The organism is Pseudothauera rhizosphaerae, from assembly GCF_004801305.1.
Taxonomy (GTDB): Bacteria; Pseudomonadota; Gammaproteobacteria; order Burkholderiales; family Rhodocyclaceae; genus Pseudothauera; species Pseudothauera rhizosphaerae.
Genome location: NZ_SSOD01000001.1, coordinates 316,994 through 339,143, shown reverse-complemented (window position 1 = coordinate 339,143; position 22,150 = coordinate 316,994). Strand labels below are relative to the sequence as shown.

Annotated in this window: 19 protein-coding genes; 6 read left to right on the top strand and 13 right to left on the bottom strand. The window is 69.0% G+C overall.

Translation table 11 applies throughout. The annotated features are described in order from the left end of the window. Positions 1-26: 26 nt before the first annotated feature. The 5 genes from E6O51_RS01625 to E6O51_RS01605 form a co-directional block, all read right to left on the bottom strand. Complete coding sequence (locus E6O51_RS01625) at positions 27-656, bottom strand: response regulator (protein WP_168735151.1); 630 nt, start codon at positions 654-656, stop codon at positions 27-29. Next, positions 653-2,209, bottom strand: coding sequence for a GAF domain-containing sensor histidine kinase (locus tag E6O51_RS01620; RefSeq protein WP_168735150.1), 1,557 nt, complete (start codon positions 2,207-2,209; stop codon positions 653-655). Before E6O51_RS01620 ends, E6O51_RS01625 begins: the two co-directional genes overlap by 4 nt. Positions 2,210-2,329: 120 nt before the next feature. Next, entirely contained in the window at positions 2,330-3,037 is a 708-nt protein-coding gene (gene cybH / locus E6O51_RS01615) for a Ni/Fe-hydrogenase, b-type cytochrome subunit (RefSeq protein WP_136383218.1), read from the bottom strand. Positions 3,038-3,130: 93 nt separating this feature from the next. Then, positions 3,131-4,927: a nickel-dependent hydrogenase large subunit gene (locus E6O51_RS01610; RefSeq protein WP_136383217.1), complete on the bottom strand. Its 1,797-nt coding sequence runs from the start codon at positions 4,925-4,927 to the stop codon at positions 3,131-3,133. A 2-nt stretch (positions 4,928-4,929) separates the two neighbouring features. Beyond that, positions 4,930-6,015, bottom strand: coding sequence for a hydrogenase small subunit (locus E6O51_RS01605; RefSeq protein ID WP_136383216.1), 1,086 nt, complete (start codon positions 6,013-6,015; stop codon positions 4,930-4,932). Between the two features lie 338 nt (positions 6,016-6,353). Here E6O51_RS01605 and E6O51_RS01600 point away from each other — a divergent pair, with 338 nt between their 5' ends. The 4 genes from E6O51_RS01600 (at position 6,354) to E6O51_RS01585 (ending at position 10,855) form a co-directional block, all read left to right on the top strand. After that, the gene (locus tag E6O51_RS01600) at positions 6,354-6,647 is read left to right on the top strand and encodes an ArsR/SmtB family transcription factor (RefSeq protein WP_136383215.1); all 294 of its coding nucleotides are present in this window, start codon (positions 6,354-6,356) and stop codon (positions 6,645-6,647) included. Positions 6,648-6,682: 35 nt separating this feature from the next. Continuing rightward, positions 6,683-7,795, top strand: coding sequence for an alkene reductase (locus E6O51_RS01595; RefSeq protein ID WP_136383214.1), 1,113 nt, complete (start codon positions 6,683-6,685; stop codon positions 7,793-7,795). Between the two features lie 152 nt (positions 7,796-7,947). Further along, positions 7,948-10,044 carry a cation:proton antiporter domain-containing protein gene (locus tag E6O51_RS01590; RefSeq protein ID WP_211091294.1) on the top strand — a complete coding sequence of 699 codons (2,097 nt, stop codon included), beginning with the start codon at positions 7,948-7,950 and terminating at the stop codon, positions 10,042-10,044. Position 10,045: 1 nt separating this feature from the next. Next, complete coding sequence (locus tag E6O51_RS01585) at positions 10,046-10,855, top strand: helix-turn-helix domain-containing protein (RefSeq protein ID WP_136383213.1); 810 nt, start codon at positions 10,046-10,048, stop codon at positions 10,853-10,855. A gap of 50 nt (positions 10,856-10,905) precedes the next feature. Here the strand turns inward: E6O51_RS01585 and E6O51_RS01580 are convergent, their stop codons facing one another. The 6 genes from E6O51_RS01580 to E6O51_RS01555 form a co-directional block, all read right to left on the bottom strand. Next, complete coding sequence (locus E6O51_RS01580; RefSeq protein ID WP_136383212.1) at positions 10,906-12,075, bottom strand: ATP-binding protein; 1,170 nt, start codon at positions 12,073-12,075, stop codon at positions 10,906-10,908. Between the two features lie 118 nt (positions 12,076-12,193). Further along, positions 12,194-13,126, bottom strand: coding sequence for a CysB family HTH-type transcriptional regulator (locus E6O51_RS01575; protein ID WP_136383211.1), 933 nt, complete (start codon positions 13,124-13,126; stop codon positions 12,194-12,196). Then, positions 13,123-14,208, bottom strand: coding sequence for a sulfate/molybdate ABC transporter ATP-binding protein (locus E6O51_RS01570; RefSeq protein WP_136383210.1), 1,086 nt, complete (start codon positions 14,206-14,208; stop codon positions 13,123-13,125). Before E6O51_RS01570 ends, E6O51_RS01575 begins: the two co-directional genes overlap by 4 nt. A gap of 14 nt (positions 14,209-14,222) precedes the next feature. Continuing rightward, positions 14,223-15,107, bottom strand: a complete 885-nt coding sequence (gene cysW, locus E6O51_RS01565) for a sulfate ABC transporter permease subunit CysW (protein ID WP_136383209.1) — start codon at positions 15,105-15,107, stop codon at positions 14,223-14,225. After that, the gene (gene cysT, locus E6O51_RS01560; protein WP_136383208.1) at positions 15,107-15,964 is read right to left on the bottom strand and encodes a sulfate ABC transporter permease subunit CysT; all 858 of its coding nucleotides are present in this window, start codon (positions 15,962-15,964) and stop codon (positions 15,107-15,109) included. Before cysT ends, cysW begins: the two co-directional genes overlap by 1 nt. Continuing rightward, on the bottom strand, positions 15,964-16,971 hold the full coding sequence (locus E6O51_RS01555; RefSeq protein ID WP_136383207.1) for a sulfate ABC transporter substrate-binding protein: 1,008 nt from the start codon (positions 16,969-16,971) through the stop codon (positions 15,964-15,966). The genes cysT and E6O51_RS01555 overlap by 1 nt, the downstream gene beginning before the upstream one ends. Before the next feature lie 346 nt (positions 16,972-17,317). Between E6O51_RS01555 and E6O51_RS01550 the strand changes: the two genes are divergently transcribed. Then, the gene (locus E6O51_RS01550) at positions 17,318-18,334 is read left to right on the top strand and encodes a sulfate ABC transporter substrate-binding protein (protein WP_136383206.1); all 1,017 of its coding nucleotides are present in this window, start codon (positions 17,318-17,320) and stop codon (positions 18,332-18,334) included. Between the two features lie 146 nt (positions 18,335-18,480). Continuing rightward, positions 18,481-20,550 (top strand): cation:proton antiporter, encoded by a 2,070-nt coding sequence (locus E6O51_RS01545; RefSeq protein ID WP_136383205.1) that lies wholly within the window; start codon positions 18,481-18,483, stop codon positions 20,548-20,550. A gap of 113 nt (positions 20,551-20,663) precedes the next feature. Here E6O51_RS01545 and E6O51_RS01540 read toward each other — a convergent pair whose 3' ends face one another. Continuing rightward, on the bottom strand, positions 20,664-21,308 hold the full coding sequence (locus E6O51_RS01540; protein ID WP_136383204.1) for a thioredoxin family protein: 645 nt from the start codon (positions 21,306-21,308) through the stop codon (positions 20,664-20,666). A gap of 10 nt (positions 21,309-21,318) precedes the next feature. Then, complete coding sequence (locus tag E6O51_RS01535; RefSeq protein ID WP_136383203.1) at positions 21,319-22,140, bottom strand: ABC transporter permease; 822 nt, start codon at positions 22,138-22,140, stop codon at positions 21,319-21,321. Positions 22,141-22,150: the final 10 nt, after the last annotated feature.

Sequence of the window (22,150 nt, the reverse complement as noted above, 5' to 3'; positions counted from 1 at the left end):
CTGTAGGAAAATGCCTACGTGATCCTTCAGTACAGGTTGTGCGCGAGCGCGTAGCGCACGATCTCGGCGTTGTTGCCCAGTTCGAGCTTGCCCAGCAGGCGCGCGCGATAGGTGCTGACCGTCTTCGCGCTGACGTTCATGTCGGCGGCGATCTGCGAGATGGTGTGGCCCTTGGCGAGCTTGATGAACACTTCGAATTCGCGCCGCGACAGGAGGTGGTGGGGCGGGTCGCCGCCGCCGCGGGCGAGGCGGAAGAAGAGGTCGGAGGCCGAGTGCGCGTCGATGTAGGAGCCGCCGGCCGCCACCTTGCGCATCGCCTCCACCAGGTGATGGGCGGAGCAGTCCTTGCTGAGATAGCCGGCCGCCCCCAGGCGGGCGGCCTGGGCGGCGAAGCGCTCGGCGGGGTACATGGTCAGCATCAGCACCGGCACGTCGCGGCCTTCGGCGCGCAACTGGCGCAGCACCTCCAGCCCGCCCGCGTCGGGCAGGCGGATGTCCAGCAGGACCAGGTCCCAGGGCTGGGCACGGATCATCGCCAGTGCCTGGGCGGCGGTGCTGGCCTCGCCGGCCATTTCCAGGTCGGGCACGTCGGCCAGCAGGCGGTGCAGGCCCTGGCGGAACAGGGTGTGGTCGTCCACCACCAGCACGCGGGTCATCGTTCCGTTTCCCCGGTGGCCAGCGGCACCACCAGGCGCACGCGGGTGCCGCCGGCGGCGGCGCGGCCGATCTCCAGATAGCCGCCCATCAGCAGCGCCCTTTCGGTCATGCCGCGCCGGCCGCCCGCATCCCCGCCGCTGCGGCTGCCGTGGCCGTCGTCCTCCACCTCCAGCACCAGCAACTGGTCGTTGATGCGCCCGTCGATGCGCACGCGGCTGGCACAGGCGTGCTTGGCCACGTTGGTCAGGCATTCCTGCACCACGCGGTAGGTCTCCACGGCCTGGGTCAGGTCCACGCGCTTCAGCGCCGGCGACAGGTCGAGTTCCACCGCGATGTCGTGGTGCTGGCGAAACTCCCGTGCCAGCCAGCCGATGGCGCCGCCCAGGCCCTGCTCCTCGACGATGGCCGGGCGCAGGCCGGTGACGATCTGGCGCGCGGAGGCCAGCGAATGGGCGACCAGCTCCAGCATGATCTGCAGGCGTTCCAGGCTGGCGGCATCGGTGGTGCGGTCCGTCAGCCACTCGATGTCGTGGCGCAGGGAGACCAGCGAGCCGCCCAGTTCGTCATGCACCTCGCGGGCGATCTGGCTGCGCTCGGACTGGCGGGCCAGTTCGGCGCCGAGCGCGAGTTCGCCGATCTCCCGCTCCAGGCGCTTGCGCTCGGTCACGTCCTGCTGGATGGCGACGAAATGGCGCACATGGCGCTTGCCTTCCAGGATGGGGGTGATGGTCTGCTGGGCCACGTACAGCTTGCCGTCGCGGCGCCGGTTGGTGATCTCGCCGCTCCAGGGCCTGCCGGCGCGGATCGCGGTGGTCAGTGCGCGGTAATACTCGGCGTCCTGCACGCCGGAATGCAGCAGGCGCGGCGTGCGCCCGATGGCCTCTTCGCGCGGGTAGCCGGTGAGCGCGACGAAGGCGTCGTTGACCCATTCGATCACGGCGTCGCGGTCGGTGATGAAGATGGCGTTGGCGGCGGCCGACAGGGCCGCGCCGAGCAGGTTCACCAGCGCGGCCTGGGTCTGGCGTTCCAGCGCCGCGCCGAGCTGCGCGCCGAATTCCGTGCGCAGCGCGTCCAGCGCACGCTCGTCGAAGGTATCGGGGGCGGACGGGCACATGACGATGACGCCCCACGCGCTGCCGCCGGCGACGATGGGCAGCATGCAGGTGCCGCGCCCGCACAGGCCGGGCATCGCCCCCAGCCAGCACGACGGCAGTGCCCGGCCGTTGTCCCGGCACACGTAGGGTTCGGCGGAGGCGAGCGCGGTGGCCAGACAGGCGCTGGCGCCGGGCCCCTGCCAGACCAGGCCGTGTTCCAGAAGCTCCTTGAGGGCCGCGCTGTTCTTGCCGGCGTGGGCGAGCACGCGCAGGCTGCCGTTGGCATTGCGGCGCGCGGCGAACACCAGGTCGAGGGGCAGGGCGTCGTGCAGGGCGCTGCAGCACTGCCGCAGCAGGGCGTCGACTTCCTGGGATTCCGCGCTCAGTCCGTCCCCCCTCAGGGGAGAAGGGGGTTCCTTGCGCGGCTTGCGGCGCGCATCGCGGGAAATTGCAATCATGTCCAGTTCGCCGGCTGCCATGCGTCGGAGGTTAGCATGCGTGCCGAGGCAAATGGCAGCGGGCACGCCCGCGCCGCGAACGGACGGCGGCCCGGCGCACGCCGGGCCGTGGACGGCGGATCAGTCCTTGAACATGCGCCAGCCGCTGACCATGGTGCTGATCAGGCTCTGGCGGCTCATGATGTCCTCGCGGATGGCCGCATAGACGTGCACGATGACGAAGCACACGGTCACCCACATGCCCAGCCGGTGCAGGCTGTGCACCTGCATGCTGTTGCCGCCCAGCACCGCGATCACCCAGCCGAACAGCTCGTCGGCCCAGCTCCCGGCGCCCTGGCCCTCGCCGTACAGGGCGAAACCGGTGAGGATCATGTAGACCGCGCCGATGGTGAAGAACAGGAACATCATCAGTTGCGCCAGCGGGTTGTGGCCCACGTACTTGTTCGGTTCCCTCACCAGGAAGAGATACCAGCGCAGTTCGTACAGCACCTCGCCCCACCATCGGGGGTTGAGGACGGGCAGCAGGAAGAGCTGGCGCGCGTGGTGGTTGCCGACGAAGGCCCAGTAGATGCGGGCGAGGAAGCCGATGGCGAAGACGTAGGCGGCCGAGAAATGCAGCAGGCGGATCCAGCCCATCAGGTACTGGGCGCTGGTGTCGCCCGACAGCGCCGGCAGCGGCTTGCCGATGAAGTAGCCGGTGACGGCCAGCACCGTGATGGCCAGCGCGTTGACCCAGTGCCACAGGCGCAGCGGGGCTTCATAGACGTATATCGCCCTGACCATGCGCGCGCTGCGCTCGGCTTCGAAGGCGTCTTGTTCAGCCAGCATGATGTTCTCCTGTGTGGGGCCGGTCGGCGGCAGGGCGGGAGGTGCCGAAGGAGAAAACCACTCCCGCCCTGCCGTGACGGCACCCGGTGGCGCTCAGCGCACCTTGACCTGGGCCATCTCCTGTCCGTCCGGGCTCATCACGTGTGTGGAGCAGGCCAGGCAGGGGTCGAAGGAATGCAGCGTGCGCAGGATTTCCAGGGGCTCGTCCGCCTTCGCGAGCGGCGTGTCCATCAGGCTGGCCTCGAAGGCGCCGATCTGGCCCGTGTGGTCGCGGGGGCTGCCGTTCCAGGTGGTGGGCACCACGGCCTGGTAGTTGTCTATCCGGCCGTCCTTGATGCGGATCCAGTGGCCCAGCGCGCCGCGCGGCGCCTCGGTGAAGCCAGCGCCCTTGGCCTCCTTCGGCCAGGTGGAAGGCTCCCACTTGTCGATGTTGGCGGTGGTGAGGTCCCCCGCCTTCAGGTTGGCGATCAGCTTGTCGAACTGCTCCACCTGGAGCTGGGCGCAGTACAGCGTCTCGATGCCCCGTGCCGCGGTGCGGCCCAGCGTGGAGAAGAGCGCCTGCACCGGCACGTCCAGCTTGGCCAGCACCGCGTCGATGGTGTCCTTGATGAAGGGGTACTGCTGGGGCTGCAGATAGCCCAGCACCATGCGCGACAGGCAGCCCACCTCCATGGCGTGGCCGCGCCAGCGCGGGGCCTTGATCCAGGAATACTTGCCTTCCTCGTCCAGGGACTCGATGCGGGTCTTGCTGCCCCTGGTGTTGGGGCCGAGCACGAAGCTGGGTTCGGTGACCCCGTCCCAGGGGTGCAGGCCCTGGGTCTCGTCGGCGTACTTGTACCAGGAGTGGGAGACGAATTCCTGCACCTGCTCCGGGTCCTTGAGGTCCACCGCGTGGATTTTCGTCAGGTCGCCGTCGATGATGGCCCCGCGCGGCAGCAGCAGGTTGGGGGCGGAGTAGTCGTTGGCGCGCTGGGGGATGTCGCCGTAGGACAGCAGCGCCCGGGAGGACAGCCCGCCGCCGTACAGCCAGTCCTTGTAGAAGGAGGCCACCGCCAGCAGGTCGGGGATGTAGACCTGCTCGATGAAGGTCCGGGTCTGGTCGATGATGCTCTTGACCAGGTTCAGGCGCTCCATGTTGATGGCGCCCACCGCGCCCGGCCCGTCCAGGTTGATGGCGCACGGCATGCCGCCCACGAGCCAGTTGGGGTGGGGGTTTTTGCCGCCGAAGACGGCGTGGACCTTGACGATCTCCTTCTGGAAGTCGAGGGCTTCCAGGTAGTGGGCCACCGCCATCAGGTTGGCTTCCGGCGGCAGCCGGTAGGCCGGGTTGCCCCAGTAGCCGTTCATGAAGGGCCCGAGCTGGCCGGATTCGACGAACTTCTTCAGCCGGTTCTGCAGGTCGCGGAAGTAGCCCGGCGAGGACTTGGGCCAGGCGGAGATGCTCTGGGCCAGTTCCGAGGTGGCCTTGGGGTCGGCGGACAGGGCCGAGACCACGTCCACCCAGTCCAGCGCGTGCAGGTGGTAGAAGTGCACCAGATGGTCGTGAACGTAGAGATTCAACTGCATCAGGTTGCGGATGGTGTTGGCGTTTTCGGGGATGGCGATGCCCAGCGCGTCCTCCACCGCGCGCACGCTGGTGAGCGCGTGGGTGCCGGTGCACACCCCGCAGATGCGCTCGGTGAAGGCCCAGGCGTCGCGGGGGTCGCGCCCTTTCAGGATGACCTCCAGCCCGCGCCACATGGTGCCGGTGGAGACCGCGTTGCGGATCACGTTGTTCTCGTCGAGATTCACCTCCACGCGCAGGTGGCCCTCGATGCGGGTCACCGGGTCCACGACCACGCGCTTGCCGGTGTTGTCGAGCTTGAAGCCCTGAGTCTCGTACACGCCCATGTTCACTCCCCTTGCTTCACGGCGATGCCGGTCTTGTTGCGCGCGCGCGCCAGCGCCGTGACCGCCGCATGGGCGGCCACCGCGGCGCCGACCACGCCCGCCGCCGTGGCGCCCACCTTGTCGGCGTTGGATTCGATGCCGAACTGCTTGATGTCGGTGACCCGGTCGTAGAAGCTGCCCTTGTCCCAGAAGCCCTCCTCGGAGCAGCCGATGCAGCCGTGGCCGGACTGGATGGGGAAGGACGTGCCCTCGTTCCAGCGCACCGTGGAGCACGCGTTGTAGGTGGTGGGGCCCTTGCAGCCCATCTTGTAGAGGCAGTAGCCCTTGCGCGCGCCCTCGTCGTCCCAGCTCTCGGCGAACTGGCCGGCGTCGAAGTGGGGGCGGCGGTAGCACTTGTCGTGGATGCGCTGGCCGTAGAACATGGCCGGGCGGCCCATGCGGTCCAGCGTGGGCAGGCGCTCGAAGGTGAGCAGATAGGTAACCACCGCGGTCATCACCTCGGGAATCGGCGGACAGCCCGGCACCTTGATCACCGGCTTGTCGGTGATCACCTTGTGCACCGGCGTGGCCCGGGTCGGGTTGGGCTTGGCGGCCTGCACGCAGCCCCAGGATGCACAGGAGCCCCAGGCGATGATGGCCTGGCAGTCGGCGGCCATGTCCTTCAGCTTCTCCACGAAGGGCCGGCCGCCCTGGAAGCAGTACATGCCGTCCTCGTTCAGCGGCGGGTTGCCCTCCACGGCGAGGATGTAGCGGCCCTTGTACTTGGCCTTTACCTCTTCCAGCACGGCCTCCGCCTGGTGGCCGGCGGCGGCCATGATGGTGTCGTCGTAGTCCAGCGACAGCATGGACAGCACCACGTCCTTGGTCAGCGGGTGCGCCGAGCGGATGAAGGACTCGGTGCAGCAGGTGCATTCCAGGCCGTGCAGCCAGACCACCGGCGTGCGCGGCTTGCTCTCCAGCGCGTGGGCGATGCGCGGCGCGGCCGCGGCACCCAGGCCCAGCGAGGTGGCGGTGAGGCTGCAGAACTTCAGGAAGCTGCGCCGGGTGATGCCCTGGCGGCGCAGCAGGTCGTAGAAGGTGTTGGTCATCGAGGCGTCTCCCCTGGCGCGGATGCCTTCGGCCCCGGCCGGGGCGGGCATGCGGTGCGCTGGGCTGTACAACTTCCGTGCCAGCGCGGCGGGCGGCGCCGATCCGGCGTGGAATCAGGGGGAGAGCCGGTCTCTTGCGGATACGGGGTGGAAAGCAGTTTTCCGGATCGGGACCGAGGTGAAAGCCTGTTGACCGGAGCCGGGGGTATCGACTATTTCAGATATAAGCATCGATGAAATTCGATTTATAGTTCGGAAAAATTCGATGTTTAATCCGCCTTCAGTCGATGCGTTTGCGCCGCATCGGCCCGGGGGCACGATGCACACGGTTGCCGGACATGGATCTCGACGAAGTCATCAAGGCGCTCGCCCACCCGGTGCGGCGCGAAATCCTGCAGTGGCTGAAGGAGCCGGAGAAGCACTTCGCCGACCAGGAGTATCCGCTCGAAGTCGGCGTGTGCGCCGGCAGGTTCGAGCGCTGCGGGCTGTCCCAATCCACCGTGTCCGCCCACCTGGCGGTGCTCGCCCGCGCCGGGCTGGTCACCAGCCGGCGCATCGGCCAGTGGGTGTTCTACAAGCGCAACGAAGAAATCATCGCCGAGTTCCTGCGCCAGATCGGCCAGCAACTCTGATGCCGTCCCTGCCACCCTGCCACGGAGAATCTGCCATGCCCACCCTGTTCGATCCGATCGCCGCCGGCGATCTGCAACTGGCCAACCGCATCGCCATGGCCCCGCTCACCCGCAACCGCGCCCGCGGGGCGGTGCCTGCGCCGCTGACCGCCACCTACTATTCCCAGCGCGCCAGCGCCGGCCTGCTGATTTCCGAGGCCACCGCCATCAGCCACCAGGGCCAGGGCTATGCCGACGTGCCCGGCCTTTACGCGCCGGAGCAGATCGCCGGCTGGAAACGGGTCACCGAGGCGGTGCATGCCGCCGGCGGCAGGATCGTCACCCAGCTCTGGCACGTGGGGCGCGTGTCGCACACCTCCCTGCAGCCGGGCGGCGGCGCGCCGGTGGCGCCGTCGGCGATCACGGCCAGGACCAAGACCTACATCATCAACCCGGACGGCAGCGGCGCCTTCGTGCCCACCTCAGGACCGCGCGCGCTGGCCATCGAGGAAATCCCCGGCATCGTGGAGGACTACCGGCGCGCGGCGCGCGCGGCGCTGGAGGCCGGCTTCGACGGCGTGGAAATCCATGCCGCCAACGGCTACCTGATCGACCAGTTCCTGCGCTCCGGCAGCAACCACCGCACGGACGCCTACGGCGGCTCCATCGAAAACCGCGCCCGCCTGCTGGTGGAGGTGCTGGAGGCGGTGACCGGCGAAATCGGTGCCGGCCGCACCGGCATCCGCATCTCGCCGGTCACGCCGGCCAACGACGCTTCCGACCCGAATCCGCAGCCCCTGTTCACCCACGTGGTGGAGCAGCTCGCGCGCCGGCCGCTGGCCTACGTACACGTCATCGAAGGCGCCACCGGCGGCGAGCGCGACTTCCAGCAGGGCGACCAGCCCTTCGACTACGCCGCGCTGCGGGCCGCCTACCAGCGGGCCGGCGGCAAGGGCGCGTGGATGGTGAACAACGGCTACGACCGCGAACTGGCGCTGGCCGCGGTGGAGCAGGGGCGCGCGGACATCGTCGCCTTCGGCAAGGCCTTCATCTCCAACCCCGACCTGGTGCGCCGCCTGCACGACAACGCTCCGCTCAACGAGTGGGACACCGGGACCTTCTACGGCGGCGGCGAACACGGCTACACCGACTATCCGGCGCTGGCCTGAGGCTGCGTAGCGGCCGGCAAGGCCGGGCGGGCGTCCGGCCGCGCTGCTTGACAGGGGATTACGGTGAAGTGTTAAGTTAGCACTTAACGCTTCACCGCCCCGGGCCGGCTTCCCCATGCGGAGGCCGGCCGCGGGCCTGAAAAGGACGCCGCGTGCCCAGTCTGGAATTCAACCCCCTCACCCTGCTGCTGCTGCAGATCGCCGCCGTGCTGCTCGTGTCCCGCTCCCTCGGGGTGGTGACGCAGTGGATAGGCCAGCCGCTGGTGATCGCCGAAGTGCTGGCCGGCATCGTGCTGGGGCCGTCGCTGCTCGGCTGGCTGTGGCCGGAGGCCATGGCGACGCTGTTCCCGCAGCAGTCGATGCCGGCGCTGCGGATGCTGAGCCAGGTCGGCCTGGTGCTGTTCATGTTCCTCGTCGGCCTGGAATTCGACCCCCGCCTGTTGCAGGGGCGCGCCCGCGCCTCGGTCATCATCAGCCACAGCAGCATCGTGGTGCCGTTCGCGCTCGGCGCGGTGGCCGGCTGGTGGCTGTACGACGCCTACGCGGCCGAAGGCGTGTCCTACGTCTCCTTCGTGCTTTTCCTCGGCGTGGCCATGAGCGTGACCGCCTTCCCGGTGCTGGCGCGCATCCTGTCCGAACGCAACCTGCTCGGCTCCCGGGTCGGCGCGCTGACCATGACCTGCGCTGCGGTGGACGACGTCACCGCGTGGTGCCTGCTCGCCTTCGTCGTCGCGGTGGCGCGTGCGCACGGATTGGAGCAGGCGCTGTGGACCACCGTGCTCGCGCTCGCCTACATCGCGCTGATGCTCAAGGTCGTGCGCCCCTTCCTCGGCCGCCTGGGCATGCGCGTGGCGAGCCGCGAGGGGCTGACATCCACGGTGGTGGCGCTGATCCTGCTGCTGCTCATCGCTTCCAGCACGATCACCGAGATGATCGGCATCCACGCCCTGTTCGGCGCCTTTCTGTTCGGCGCCATCCTGCCCAAGGAAGGGCGCCTGGCCGAGATGCTCGCGGAGAAGCTCGAAGCGGTCGCGGTAGTGCTGCTGCTGCCGCTGTTCTTCGCCTACAGCGGCCTGCGCACCGAGATCGGCCTGCTCCAGACCCCGGCCGAATGGCTGGTCGCCCTGGGCCTGATCGGCGTGGCCTCGCTGGGCAAGTTCGGCGGCAGCACTCTCGCCGCGCGGCTCACCGGCATGCGCTGGCGGGAGGCGAGCGCGCTCGGCATCCTGATGAACACGCGCGGGCTGATGGAACTCATCGTGCTCAACATCGGCCTCGACCTCGGCGTGATCTCGCCGACGGTATTCACCATGCTGGTCGTCATGGCGCTGGTGACCACCTTCACCACCACGCCCGTCCTGGCCCTGGTCTACCCGGACCGCGAACTGGCGCGCGACCGCCTGGCCGCGCCGCCGGAGACCGAAGTTGCCGGCGCGGCGCCCTTCACCGCGATGGTCAGCCTGTCCCACAGCGACCGCGGCCCCGGCCTGGCGCTGCTCGCCGGCGCGCTCGCGGCGCAGCGCCAGGCACGCGTCTATGCATTGCACCTGCGCCTGCCCAGCGACCGCCCCTCGGCCGTGCTGCGCGACGAGCAGGATGCCGACGAGGGGCCGCTCGGGGCCTTCCTGCGCCAGGCCGGCGAGCTTGCCCTCGCGGTGAAGCCGCTGAGCTTCGTCTCCGCCGAGCCGGCCACCGACATCTGCCGCACCGCGCGCGCCAAGCAGGCATCCCTGGTGCTGCTCGGCGCCCACAAGCCGCTGCTGCTGGAAGGCAGCTTCGGCGGCACCGTCAGCGAAGTGCTGGAGCAGGCGCCGGGCACCGTCGGCGTGCTGATCGACCACGGCCTGACGAAGATCGAGCGCGTGCTGGTGGCCTGCGCCGGCAGTACCGCGGACGTGGAGGCCCTGCGCCTGGCCGCCCGCATCGGCGCCGCGCCGGGCGTGCGGATCACGACCTTGTGCGTGGCGCCGCCCGGGGGCGGGAAGAACGCCGAGCCGTGCCCGGCCTGCGCGGCCGTGCCGGAGGTCGCCGCCGGCATGCGCACGGTCGAACATGCCTCCCCGGCCGCCGCAGTGCTCGACGAGGTCCGGCGCGGCTACGACCTGGTGATCCTCGGCATGCACGAGGACTGGGGGCTGTCCGGCAGCCGCTTCGGCTTCCGCCGGCGCACGCTGGCGGAATCCCCGGCATCCATCCTGGCCGTGCACAGCGCGGAGGCCGGGCAGATCTCCGCTGGCCGGAGTGCCTGACATGCATTTCGGTGCCACGCTCCGCCTGATCCGTCTCGATTCCGGCCTCAGCCTGCGCGACCTGGCGCGCCGCCTCAAGGTGTCCAGCACCTACCTGAGCCGGGTCGAGAAAGGGCTGGATGCCGTCCCCACGCCCGCGCGCCTGAGCGCGATGGCGCGCGAACTGGGTGTGCCGCCGACCGAGCTGATGGACCTGGCGCACCGCATCAGCCCGCTGGTGGCCGACTATGTGGAGCGGGTGCCGGAGGCCGGGTCCCTGTTCCTGGAGATTGCCCACCGTGGCCTGGACGCGGCCCAGCTCGCCGAAGTGCGGGCCTTCGTGGCCGAGCGTTTTCCACCCGCAGTCGGCGCACCGGCCCCGTCCGGGGGCGGGCTGGCCGCCATCCTGCGGCCCGACCGGGTGGTGTTGGGCCTCACCGGTTCCGGTATGGACGACGTCCTCGACCTGGCCGCCGGCCGGCTGGCCGATGCCTGCCCGCGCGTCGACGCGGCATACGTGGCCGCGGCGCTGCATGCGCGGGAAGCCGAGGTATCCAGCGCCATCGGCGGCGGCGTCGCGGTGCCGTGCGCCTACGTTGCCGGCGCCGAACCGGCGGCCGCGGTGATCGTGCTGGACGAGGCGCTGGCCTACGACACGCCGGACGGCCGGCCGCTGAAGGTGGTCATCGTGCTGGTCGGCCCCCGGGACGATCCGGGGCGCCGCCTGGTGCTGGCGCAGATTGCGCGCCTGGCCGGGCGGGGGCTGGCCGACCGGCTCGCCGGCGCGGATTCGGTGGAGGCGGTGCTGCGCTGCTTCGAGCGGGCGCGCTGAGCGCCCGCAGATATTGGTTGGTATCGGTGTCGTGTCCGGGCTGACGGCGTTCAGCCGAAGGCGAAATCGAGTGCCTGGCCGATGGTGCGCCAGCCGAACACGGTTGCCTCGGTGCGGGGCTGGCCGGATTCGCCGCCGTAGACGAGCAGGCGGCGCGGGTTGTCCGCCAGCGCGGAGAAGCGCGCAAGTGGCGGGAACCAGTCCTCGGCGACGGTGCGGCCCGACTTGCATTCCACGGCGGCAAGTACCTGTTCGCCGCGGGTGACGAGGAGATCGATCTCGTGGCCGGCGGTGTCGCGCCAGAAGTAAAGTTCCTCGCCGCGCAGGGCGTTGCGGCGGCGTTTGGCGAATTCACTCACTACCCAGGTTTCGAAGATCGGCCCGCGCAGATTGCCCGTCGCCAGTTCGTCCGCGCCGCGCACGCCGGCGAGCCAGGCAGCGAAGCCGGCATCGAGAAAATAGAGCTTGGGCGTCTTGGTCAGGCGCTTGCCGAAATTGCGATGGAAGGGCGCAAGGCGCAGCACGAGGTAGCTGGCTTCGAGCACGCCGATCCAAGCCTGCGCAGTATTGTGGGTGATGCCGCAATCGGCGGCGAGCGCGGACAGGTTGAGCAACTGGCCGGTGCGCGCGGCGCACATCAGCACGAAGCGGTGAAAGGCATCCAGGTCACGTACCTGCAGCAGGCGGCGCACGTCCCGTTCCACGTAGGTGGCGAGGTAGTCGGCGAACCATACGTGCGGCGGGATGTTGCGGTCGAAGAGCGGGGGATAGAAGCCGCGCCATAGCCAGTCTTCGAGACTGTCGTTCGGCCGCGTGGCGCCTACTTCATCGTAGGCGAAAGGCAGCAGATGCAGCAGGCCGACGCGTCCGGCGAGGGATTGGGAGATACCTTCCATCAGGCCGAACTGCTGTGAGCCGGTGAGGACGAACAGCCCCATGCGCCGTTCTCCGTCTACGCGCGTCTGCAGATAGGAGAACAGTTCCGGCACACGTTGCGCCTCATCGATGATGGCGCCGTCCGGGTATTGGGCGAGAAAGCCGCGCGGGTCGCCCATGGCGAACGCCCGCACGTCGGGGTCTTCCAGGCTGGAGTAGGGTTTGCCGGCGAAGACCGCGCGGGCGAGGGTGGTCTTGCCCGACTGGCGCGGTCCGGTGATGGCGACGATGGGATAGTAGCCGGCCAATTCGGCCAGCCGAGGGGCTGCGTGGCGGGGAATCATGAGGGGAGTCTAGGAATCTGCCGTGAAAATTGTCAATTGAATTCTCAATTTCCACTCCCCGCGCTCCTGTGGCCGGAGGATGCCGTGCCGGGGCACAAGCTGCGGGCACCGCGGCGGATCACTCCGCCACGGCGGGGAACAGGGCGGCCTTGATCTTGGCCTCGTTCAGTTCGGGGGCGCAGTACTCGATGAAGCGCAGCGCGTAGTCGCGCAGGTAGTGGCCGCGGCGCAGCGCGATGCGGGTGGTGTTGAGTTCGAACAGGCCCTTGCCGTCCAGCAGCACCAGGCCGGCGTCGCGCTGGGGATGGAAGGCCATGGCGGCGATGATGCCCACGCCCAGGCCCAGTTCCACGTAGGCCTTGATCACGTCGGCGTCGAGGGCCGACATGACGATGTCGGGCGTCAGCCCGGCCGCGGAGAAGGCCGCGTCGATGCGCGCGCGTCCGGTGTAGCCCTCGTGGTAGGTGATGATGGGGTAGTCGGCGACCGCCTCGATGGAAAGCCGCGGCTCGCGCGTGAGGGGATGCCCTTCCGGCACCACCAGCGAGTGCTGCCACTGGTAGAAGGGGAAGCTCACCAGGTCTTCCTCGTCGCCCAGGGCCTCGGTGGCGATGCCGATGTCCACCTGGCCGTCGCGCAGCATGGCGACGATCTCCCGCGGACCGCCCTGGTGCAGTTCCAGGTGCACCCTGGGATAGGCCTGCTTGAAGCGCGTGACCACCGGCGGCAGCGCGTAGCGCGCCTGGGTGTGGGTGGTGGCCACGGTCAGGTGGCCCTTGTCCTTCTGCGCGAACTGTTCGCCCAGGCGCTTGATGTTGTGCGTGTCGAGCAGAATGCGCTCGACGAAGGGCAGCAGTTCCTTGCCCGGCTCGGTGAGCCCCAGCAGGCGCTTGCCGCGGCGCACGAAGAGCTCCACGCCGAGTTCGTCCTCCAGGTCCTTGATGTGCTTGGAGACGCCGGACTGGGCGGTGAACAGCGCCCCCGCGACCTCGGTGAGGTTGTAGTTGCGCCGCACCGTTTCGCGCACGATGCGCAACTGTTGCAGGTTCATGCTGCCTCTCGCGGAAAGACGCGCAGCGACGAAGGCACCAGGCGCACCTGCTGGCCTTCGGTGAGCGCCAGTTCGGTCACTCGTTCCCGGGTCAGGACGACTTCGTAATGGGTCGGTTCGCCGCGCTCGGCCGCGCCTTCCAGGGCGTCCAGTTCCACCCGCGCGCTGGCGCCGAAGGCCAGTACGCGGCTGACCACGGCGGCCACGCCGGCGGTGGCCGCCGGGTCGGTGACGATGTCCAGTTCGTGGGGGCGGGCGAAACCCACCACCTCGGCGCCGTGGTCGGCATCGCGGCCGTCGTGGGGCAGCACGGCGTCGCCCACCTGGACGTGCTCGCCGTCCACGCGGCCATGGAAGAGGTTCACCGCGCCCAGGAAGCCGTACACGAAGGGTGTGGCCGGGTGTTCGTACACTTCCTGCGGCGTGCCCACCTGCTCCACGCGGCCCTTGTTCATCAGCACCACGCGGTCGGCCACTTCCAGCGCCTCTTCCTGGTCGTGGGTGACGAAGATGGAGGTCACGTGCAGTTCGTCGTGCAGGTGGCGCAGCCAGCGCCGCAGTTCCTTGCGCACCTTGGCGTCCAGCGCGCCGAAAGGCTCGTCCAGCAGCAGCACGCGGGGTTCCACCGCCAGCGCGCGGGCGAGCGCGATGCGCTGGCGCTGGCCGCCGGACAGTTGCGACGGATAGCGGTCGGCCAGCCAGTCGAGCTGCACCAGTTCCAGCAGGCGATGCACGCGCTTCCTGATCTCCGCCTCGTTGGGGCGCTCCTTGCGCGGCTTCACCCGCAGGCCGAAGGCCACGTTCTCGAACACGGACATGTGGCGGAACAGGGCGTAGTGCTGAAACACGAAGCCCACCTGGCGTTCGCGCACATGGGTACCGGAAGCGTCCTCCCCTTCCAGGATGACGCGGCCCGAGTCTGCGGTCTCCAGCCCGGCGATGACGCGCAGCAGCGTGGTCTTGCCGCAGCCGGAGGGGCCCAGCAGGGCCACCAGTTCGCCGGTGGGAAAGTCCAGCGTGACGTGGTCCAGTGCGGTGAAGTTGCCGAACTGCTTGTGGATGTCCTGTACCTGGATGCTCATCGGGGGTGTTTCCTTTAATCCGTTTCCTTGACGGCCTGGCTCGCCTTCCATTCGATGAAGGTCTTCAGGCCCAGCGTCACCAGCGCCAGCAGGGCCAGCAGGGAGGCCACCGCGAAGGCGGCGGCGAAGTTGTACTCGTTGTAGAGGATCTCCACGTGCAGCGGCATGGTGTTGGTCAGGCCGCGGATGTGGCCGGACACCACGCTCACCGCGCCGAACTCGCCCATGGCCCGCGCGTTGCACAGGATCACCCCGTACAGCAGGCCCCACTTGATGTTGGGCAGGGTCACGCGCCAGAAGGTCTGGAAACCGTTGGCGCCCAGCACCGTGGCGGCCTCTTCCTCCTCGCGGCCTTGGGCCTCCATCAGCGGAATCAGCTCGCGGGCGACGAAGGGGAAGGTGACGAACACCGTCGCCAGCACGATGCCCGGCACCGCGAAAACGATCTTGATGTCGTGCGCGGAGAGCCATTCGCCGAACCAGCCCTGGGCGCCGAACAGCAGCACGAAGATCAGGCCCGCGATCACCGGCGACACCGAGAACGGCAGATCGATCAGCGTGGTCAGGAAGTGCTTGCCGCGGAACTGGAACTTGGCGATGGCCCACGCGGCGGCCACGCCGAACACCAGGTTGAGCGGCACCGCGACGAGGGCGGTGATCAGCGTGAGCTTGATCGCCGCCAGCGCATCGGCGTCCGACAGCGCGGTGAGGTAGGTGCCCCAGCCCTTGCGCAGCGCCTCGAAGAACACCGCCACCAGCGGCAGCAGCAGGAACAGGGCGAAGAAGGCCAGCGCCGCGCCCAGGATGGTGCGCCGCACCCAGGGCGATTCGCGCGTGGCGGCATTGGTCTCGAAGCGGCGGGCGTCCACGCGCCCGTGCAACACGCCGGCGACGGCCATCAGCGGTTCCTCCCGGTGGCCTTGGCGCTCCACGCCTGCAGCAGGTTGATGACCAGCAGCAGCACGAAGGAGAGCACCAGCATCACCACCGCGATCGCGGTGGCGCCCACGTAGTCGTACTGCTCCAGCTTGGTGATGATCATCAGCGGGGTGATTTCCGACACCATGGGCATGTTGCCGGCGATGAAGATCACCGAGCCGTACTCGCCCACGGCGCGGGCGAAGGCCAGCGCGAAACCGGTCAGCAGGGCCGGGGTGAGAATGGGCAGGATCACGCGGCGGAAGGTGGTCCAGCGGTGCGCGCCCAGGCTGGCGGCGGCCTCTTCCAGCTCGGTTTCCAGGTCTTCCAGGATGGGCTGCACGGTGCGCACCACGAAGGGCACGCCGATGAACACCAGTGCCACCAGTACGCCCAGCGGGGTGAAGGCCACCTTGATGCCCAGCGGCTCCAGCAGGCTGCCGACCCAGCCGTTGCCGGCGTAGAGGGCGGTCAGCGCGATGCCGGCCACCGCCGTGGGCAGCGCGAAGGGCAGGTCCACCAGCGCGTCGATGAGCTTCTTGCCGGGGAATCTGTAGCGCACCAGCGCCCACGCCAGCGCCAGGCCGAACACCGCGTTGATGGCCGCGGCCAGCAGGGAGGCGCCGAAGGACAGCTTGTAGCTCGCCACCACGCGCGGCGCCGTGACCACGTCCCAGAACTGGGCCAGGCTCAGTTCGGCGCTCTTCAGGAACACCGCGGAGAGCGGGATCAGCACCAGCAGCGACAGGTAAACCAGGGTGTAGCCGATGGACAGGCCGAAGCCCGGCAACACCCGGGTCTGCCGGGTGGGGTTGAAGAAGGCGGCGACTGCGCTCATCAGCGATTCACCACGGTCTTGTCATACAGCCCGCCGTCGGCGAAGTGCTTGGGATGCACTTCCTTCCACGGCCCCAGCAGTTCCTCCACCTTGAAGGTCTTGATGGGCGGGAAGCGGTCGGCGAACTCGGCCAGCACCTTCTCGGAGCGGGGGCGGAAGTAGTGCTTGGCGATGATGCGCTGGCCGTCCTCGGAGAACAGGAAGTCCAGGTAGGCGCGCGCTTCCGCCGCGGTGCCGCGCTTGGCGGCCACGCTTTCCACCACCGCCACCGGGGCGCTGGCGTCGATGGAGATGGACGGATACACCACCTCGAACTTGTCCGCGCCCAGTTCCCGCGCGATCAGCGCCGCCTCGTTCTCGAAGGTCACCAGCACGTCGCCCACGTCGCGCTGGGTGAAGGTGGTGGTCGCGCCGCGGCCGCCGCCGTCCAGCACTGGCACGTTGGCGAACACCTTGCTGACGAAGGCCTGCGCGTCCGCGTCCGAGCCGCCCTGGGCCTTCACGCTGCCCCAGGCGGCGAGCCAGGTGTAGCGGCCGTTGCCGGAGGTCTTGGGGTTGGGCACGATCACGCCCAGGCCGGGACGGGCCAGGTCCGCCCAGTCCTTGATGTTCTTCGGGTTGCCCTTGCGCACCAGGAACACCGAGGTGGTGGTGTAGGGCGTGGCCTGATGGGGGTAGCGATCCCGCCAGTCGGCCGCCACCAGGCCGCCGCGCTCGACCAGGATGTCGATGTCGGTGGACTGGTTCATGGTCACCACGTCCGCTTCCAGCCCCGCGGCCACCGACATGGCCTGCTTGCTGGAACCGCCGTGGGACTGGTTCACCGTGACGTCCTTGCCCGTTTTGGCCTTCCAGGCCGCGCCGAAGGCCGGGTTCACGTCCTTGTAGAGCTCGCGCGAGACGTCGTAGGAGGCGTTGAGCAGCGTGCTCTGGGCGGCGGCGCCGAAGGACAGGGAGGCGATGGCGGCGGCCAGCAGGCTGCGCAGGGTGAGGGATCGGGTGTTCATGTAGACAGGTGCTCCATCAAGACGGATGTGCGGAGGGTATTGCAGCGCAAAAATAACTTGAAGCACTAATCTGTAATTTTGATATTACTAAATGGGTATATAGATCGGCACAGAAGCCGTTTTTATCCGCGTTTTTGCAGATTAGCTTTTGCACATCAATGCGTTACAAACTGCTGCCGGCAGGCTGGATGGGGATGGTGTGCTTGTGAGGTTTTCTACGTTGCTTCGCAGTTTTTCTGCTAAGCGGCTTGTCGGGCAGGCGGATAAGCAATGCAGATTTTGTTATTTCAGTTATAACCGGGTCGCCCCTAAATTCGTCCTCACTTATAACCAGCGAGGAATCGTCATGCACACCCCCTTCCGTCTCAAGACGCTGATCGCCGGCGCCGCGCTCGCCCTGGCGCTGCCGTTCTCGGCCGCCCACGCGCAGACCGAACTGCTCAACGTCTCCTACGACCCCACGCGCGAGCTCTACAAGGAGTTCAACGAGGCCTTCGCCAAGCACTGGAAGGCCCAGACCGGCGAGAACGTCACCATCAAGCAGTCCCACGGCGGCGCCGGCAAGCAGGCGCGCTCGGTCATCGACGGCCTGGAAGCCGACGTGGTGACCCTGGCCCTGGCCTACGACATCGACGCCATTGCCGAGAAGGCCAAGCTCTTCCCCGCCGACTGGCAGAAGCGCCTGCCCCACAACTCCTCGCCCTACACCTCGACCATCGTTTTCCTGGTGCGCAAGGACAACCCGAAGAACATCAAGGACTGGAACGACCTGGTGAAGCCGGGCGTGAGCGTGATCACCCCGAACCCGAAGACTTCCGGCGGCGCGCGCTGGAACTACCTGGCGGCCTGGGCCTACGCCCTCGCGCAGCCGGGCGGCACCGAGGAGAAGGCCAAGGAATTCGTCCGCCAGATCTACGCCAACGTCCCGGTGCTGGACTCCGGCGCGCGCGGTTCCACGACCACCTTCGTCGAGCGCGGCATCGGCGACGTGTTCCTGTCCTGGGAAAACGAAGCCTTCCTGGCGCTGAAGGAGCTCGGCCCGGGCAAGTTCGAGATCGTCGTGCCGTCGCTCTCCATCCTGGCCGAGCCGCCGGTGACCATCGTGGACAAGAACGTGGACAAGCACGGCACCCGCAAGGTCGCCCAGGCCTATCTGGAATACCTGTATTCCCCGGAAGGCCAGGAAATCGCCGGCAAGAACTTCTACCGTCCGAACGATCCGGCCGTCGCGGCCAAGTTCGCCAAGCAGTTCGTCAATGTCAAGCTCATCAACATCGACGACGTCTTCGGCGGCTGGCAGAAGGCCCAGAAGACCCACTTCGAGGACGGCGGCACCTTCGACCAGATCTACACCAAGCGCTGAGCGCGGCTGAACCCGGCCCCCGTGGATGCACGGGGGCTTTTTTTCGTCCGTGCCGTGCGTTTGCTGCGCCGCCGCAGGACGGGCATACTCCCCGCTCCGGCTTCGCCGGCGCCCGGCGCCGGCCACCCAACCATCCAGAAAGCCCCATGACCGACCACCTGCCGATCAACAACCCGGTCCTGGTTTTCGCCATCGTCGCCACGCTGATCCTGCTCGCCCCCATCGTCATGGGGCGCTGGCGGTTGCCGGGCATGATCGGGCTGCTGCTGGCCGGCGCCATCCTCGGGCCCAACGCCCTGGGCGTGCTGGCGCGCGACCAGTCCTTCGTGCTGTTCGGCACCGTGGGGCTGCTGTACATCATGTTCACCGCCGCGCTCGAGATCGACATGGCGGTGCTCAAGCGCTACCGCCTGCACAGCGTGGCCTTCGGCCTGCTCACCTTCAGCATTCCGATCGGCATCGGCCTGTTCGTCGCGCGCGTGCTGCTCGGCTTCGACTGGCCGGCGGCGATACTCCTCGCCAGCACCTTCTCCTCGCACACCCTGCTCACCTATCCCATCGCCAGCCGCCTGGGGATAACCCGCAACCAGGCGGTGACCACGGCGGTGGGCGGCACCATCATCACCGACACCCTGGCGCTGCTGGTGCTCGCGGTCATCGCCAGTTCCACGCGCGGCGAGGTGGACGATCTGTTCTGGTACAGGCTGGCGTTCAGCCTGGCCGTCTACGTCGGCGCCATCCTGATCGGCCTGCCCATCGTCGCGCGCTGGTTCTTCCGCAACGTGGCCCACGACGGCGTGGCCCAGTTCGTGTTCGTGCTCGCCACGGTGTTCGCCATCGCCGCGCTGTCCCACGTGGCGGGTTCCGAGCCCATCGTCGGCGCCTTCCTCGCCGGGCTGGCCTTCAACCGCCTGATCCCCCACCACGGCACGCTGATGAACCGCATCCAGTTCACCGGCGAGGCCCTTTTCATCCCCTTCTTCCTGCTCTCGGTCGGCATGCTGCTCGACCTGGGCATCTTCCTCGGCGGCCTGCGCGCCTGGCTGGTCGCCATCGCCATGGTGGTCACCATCCTGGTCACCAAGTGGCTCGCCGCCGAAGCCACGCGCCCGGTGCTGGGCTACAGCCGCGACCAGGCGCGGCTGGTGTTCGGCCTCAGCCTGCCGCAGGCCGCGGCCACGCTGGCCGCGGTGATGGTGGGCTACGACCTCGGGCTGTTCGACGATACGGTGGTCAACGGCGCCATCCTGACCATCCTGGTGAGCTGCGTGGTGGCGCCGGTCATGGTGGACCGCCACGGCCGCGCCCTTGCGCTGGCCGCCGCCGCGGAGCCGGCGGAGGTGGCAGTGGCGCCGCAGCGCATCGTCGTGGCCTGCTCGACGACCGCGGCGGCGCGGCCGCTGCTGGAACTGGCGGTGCTGATCCGCGACCCCGCCCAGCAGCAGCCGGTGTTCCCGCTCACGGTGGTGGAGGAGAGCGCGCACAGCGCCGCCGACGTGGCCCAGGCCGAGCGCACGCTGGCAGCCGTGGTGGGGCAGTTGTCCGCGGCCGAGGTGCCGGCCCAGCCGGTGACCCGCATCGCCTTCAACACCGCGACCGGCATCCTGCACGCCCGCCGCGAACTGCGCGGCTCCGAGGTGGTGATCGGCTGGCGCGGCCGCGCCACGCCGCACGAGCTGTTCTTCGGCTCCACGGTGGAGCAGTTGCTGCGCGACCGCCATTACACGCTGGTGCTGGCGCGCCTGACCGAGCCGCTCAACACCTGCCGCCGCATCCTGCTCGCGCTGCCGCCCCATGCCGAGCGGGAAGAGGGCTTCGCCGCCGCGCTCGCCATCGTCAAGCGCCTCGCCCAGCAGCTCGGCGCGCCGGTGACGCTGTTCGCCCAGCAGGCCGGCGACGAACGGCTGCATGCCGCCATGCAGCGCATCAAGCCGGTCGCCGAACTGCGCCCGGCGCCGCTGGCGCGCTGGGCCGACGTGATGGCGACGCTGCGCGCGCAGCATGCCGACGGCGACCTGGTGGTGGTGTATGGCGTGCGTCCCGGCGGCCTGGCCGCCGAGGCGGTGGGCGCCGCCCTGCCGCACCGGGTCGCGGAGCAACTGCACGCGGCCGGGCTGCTGGTGATCTATGCGGCCGAACCCCATCCGCAGGATGAGCCGGTGGTGGATACGGGCGAAGCGGCGGAGCCCGGCGGCGCGCCGATCAGGTGGGCGTGAGCGGTTCCTGTCTGCTTGGCAATCCGAGGCCGTAGGAGCGGGCTTGCCCGCGATGCGGCGCTCGTTCTCCCACAGGCCGCAATCGCGGGCAAGCCCGCTCCCACCTCATGGTCTCAGTCGGCCGGCTGCCAGTGGCTGAAGGGTGCGTCCTCGTAGCCCTGCTCGGCGACGTAGCGGCCCAGGCGCAGCCAGTCCGCCACTTCGCCGGCGCTGCCGAGCTGGCGCGTCACCGGCAGGCCGTCCAGATCGTAGAACACCAGCGTGGGCAGGGCGAAGACGCGCTCGCGGCGGGCGAATTCGGTCTGTTCGGTGGCCTGGCCGTCGAAATCCACCAGCGGCAGCGGATGGTCGGCGAGCAGGCTGGCGGTGACGAAGTGTTCCCCGTACCACTTGCGCAGCGTCCCGTCCTTGAAGGTGGTGGCGCGCAGCTTGGCGCATTCGCCGCAGCCTTCCATCTCGAACAGCACGGCCACGCCCTTGCGCCCGCTGCGGCGCGCCTCGTCCAGGGCGCGGACGAGATCGTCCCGCGGCGGGAAGAACCCGCCGTGGTCCTTGACGGCGGCGGGCGCGGCCGCCCCGCTCTGGCCGGCGGCCTGCAGTGCGCTGGCGGCCACGCCGAGCAGGAAGAGGCCCGCCAGCGCCAGCACGAACCACGGCACAGTGCGCGGGGGCCGCTGCGGCGGCGCGTCGGCGGCGTCGGGCACGGTGGGGTCGGCGAAGACTTCGCGGTGGGTTTGCGGCGCGGCGGGGCGGGTCATGGCGGCCTCCTCAGCGCAGCCAGAACAGCGCGCGGTGGCGCAGTTTGTCGAGCAGGCTCATGGCCGCCCAGGTCACCGCGCCGGTGTACAGGATGCCGGCCACCATGCGCGGGTAGTCGGCGAAGTCGGCGTAGTACTGTACGAAGCGGCCCAGGCCGGCGTTGGCGCCGAAGAGCTCGGCCACGGTGAGCAGGATGAAGGAGAAGCCCAGGCCGACCGCCATGCCGGAAAAGATGTGGGGCAGGCTGGCCGGGAAGACCACCTTGCGCAGGTATTCGAAGTGGGAGAAGCCGAGCACGCGGGCGTTGTCCCGGTGGCGGCCTTCCACGGACAGCGCGCCGGAGGCGGCGTTCTGGAAGATGGGCCAGAACGCGCCCAGGAAGACCACGAAGGTGGCCGACAGGTGAAAGGTGGGCAGCACCGCGATGGCGTAGGGGATGAACACCGTGGGCGGAATCGGCGCCGCGACCTTGGCGAAGGGGAAGAAAGCCCGCGCCAGCCGCGGCGTGGTGCCGGCCAGCAGGCCCAGGGCCACGCCGAGCACCAGGGCGAAGCCGTAGCCCGGAACCAGGATCAGGAAGGACGACACCGTGCCGCGCCCGAGTTCGGGCAGGGAATCCCACAGGGCGCGCAGCACCACCGCCGGCGGCGGCAGCAGCGGGTTGCCTTCGCCGGCGAGCGCGTTGCCGGTGATCTGCCAGGCCACCAGCAGCGCGGCGGCCAGCGCCCAGGGCTCCCAGGCGAAATCGGCGAAGAGCCTGCGGCGGGCGCCGCCGCCGGTGTCGCCGCGGACCGTGGAGGGGAGTTCAAGAGCCTTCTGTTCGGCGCTCATGGGGGATTCC

Excerpts from the sequence above, each read along its gene's own strand:
- E6O51_RS01570 (WP_136383210.1), bottom strand. The coding sequence starts at position 14,208 with ATGAGCATCCAGGTACAGGACATCCACAAGCAGTTCGGCAACTTCACC.
- E6O51_RS01535 (WP_136383203.1), bottom strand. The coding sequence starts at position 22,140 with ATGAGCGCCGAACAGAAGGCTCTTGAACTCCCCTCCACGGTCCGCGGC.
- E6O51_RS01545 (WP_136383205.1), top strand. The coding sequence starts at position 18,481 with ATGACCGACCACCTGCCGATCAACAACCCGGTCCTGGTTTTCGCCATC.
- E6O51_RS01555 (WP_136383207.1), bottom strand. The coding sequence starts at position 16,971 with ATGAACACCCGATCCCTCACCCTGCGCAGCCTGCTGGCCGCCGCCATC.
- E6O51_RS01620 (WP_168735150.1), bottom strand. The coding sequence starts at position 2,209 with ATGATTGCAATTTCCCGCGATGCGCGCCGCAAGCCGCGCAAGGAACCC.
- E6O51_RS01580 (WP_136383212.1), bottom strand. The coding sequence starts at position 12,075 with ATGATTCCCCGCCACGCAGCCCCTCGGCTGGCCGAATTGGCCGGCTAC.
- cysT (WP_136383208.1), bottom strand. The coding sequence starts at position 15,964 with ATGAGCGCAGTCGCCGCCTTCTTCAACCCCACCCGGCAGACCCGGGTG.
- E6O51_RS01610 (WP_136383217.1), bottom strand. The coding sequence starts at position 4,927 with ATGGGCGTGTACGAGACTCAGGGCTTCAAGCTCGACAACACCGGCAAG.
- E6O51_RS01550 (WP_136383206.1), top strand. The coding sequence starts at position 17,318 with ATGCACACCCCCTTCCGTCTCAAGACGCTGATCGCCGGCGCCGCGCTC.
- E6O51_RS01540 (WP_136383204.1), bottom strand. The coding sequence starts at position 21,308 with ATGACCCGCCCCGCCGCGCCGCAAACCCACCGCGAAGTCTTCGCCGAC.
- cysW (WP_136383209.1), bottom strand. The coding sequence starts at position 15,107 with ATGGCCGTCGCCGGCGTGTTGCACGGGCGCGTGGACGCCCGCCGCTTC.
- E6O51_RS01605 (WP_136383216.1), bottom strand. The coding sequence starts at position 6,015 with ATGACCAACACCTTCTACGACCTGCTGCGCCGCCAGGGCATCACCCGG.
- cybH (WP_136383218.1), bottom strand. The coding sequence starts at position 3,037 with ATGCTGGCTGAACAAGACGCCTTCGAAGCCGAGCGCAGCGCGCGCATG.
- E6O51_RS01575 (WP_136383211.1), bottom strand. The coding sequence starts at position 13,126 with ATGAACCTGCAACAGTTGCGCATCGTGCGCGAAACGGTGCGGCGCAAC.
- E6O51_RS01585 (WP_136383213.1), top strand. The coding sequence starts at position 10,046 with ATGCATTTCGGTGCCACGCTCCGCCTGATCCGTCTCGATTCCGGCCTC.
- E6O51_RS01625 (WP_168735151.1), bottom strand. The coding sequence starts at position 656 with ATGACCCGCGTGCTGGTGGTGGACGACCACACCCTGTTCCGCCAGGGC.
- E6O51_RS01595 (WP_136383214.1), top strand. The coding sequence starts at position 6,683 with ATGCCCACCCTGTTCGATCCGATCGCCGCCGGCGATCTGCAACTGGCC.
- E6O51_RS01600 (WP_136383215.1), top strand. The coding sequence starts at position 6,354 with ATGGATCTCGACGAAGTCATCAAGGCGCTCGCCCACCCGGTGCGGCGC.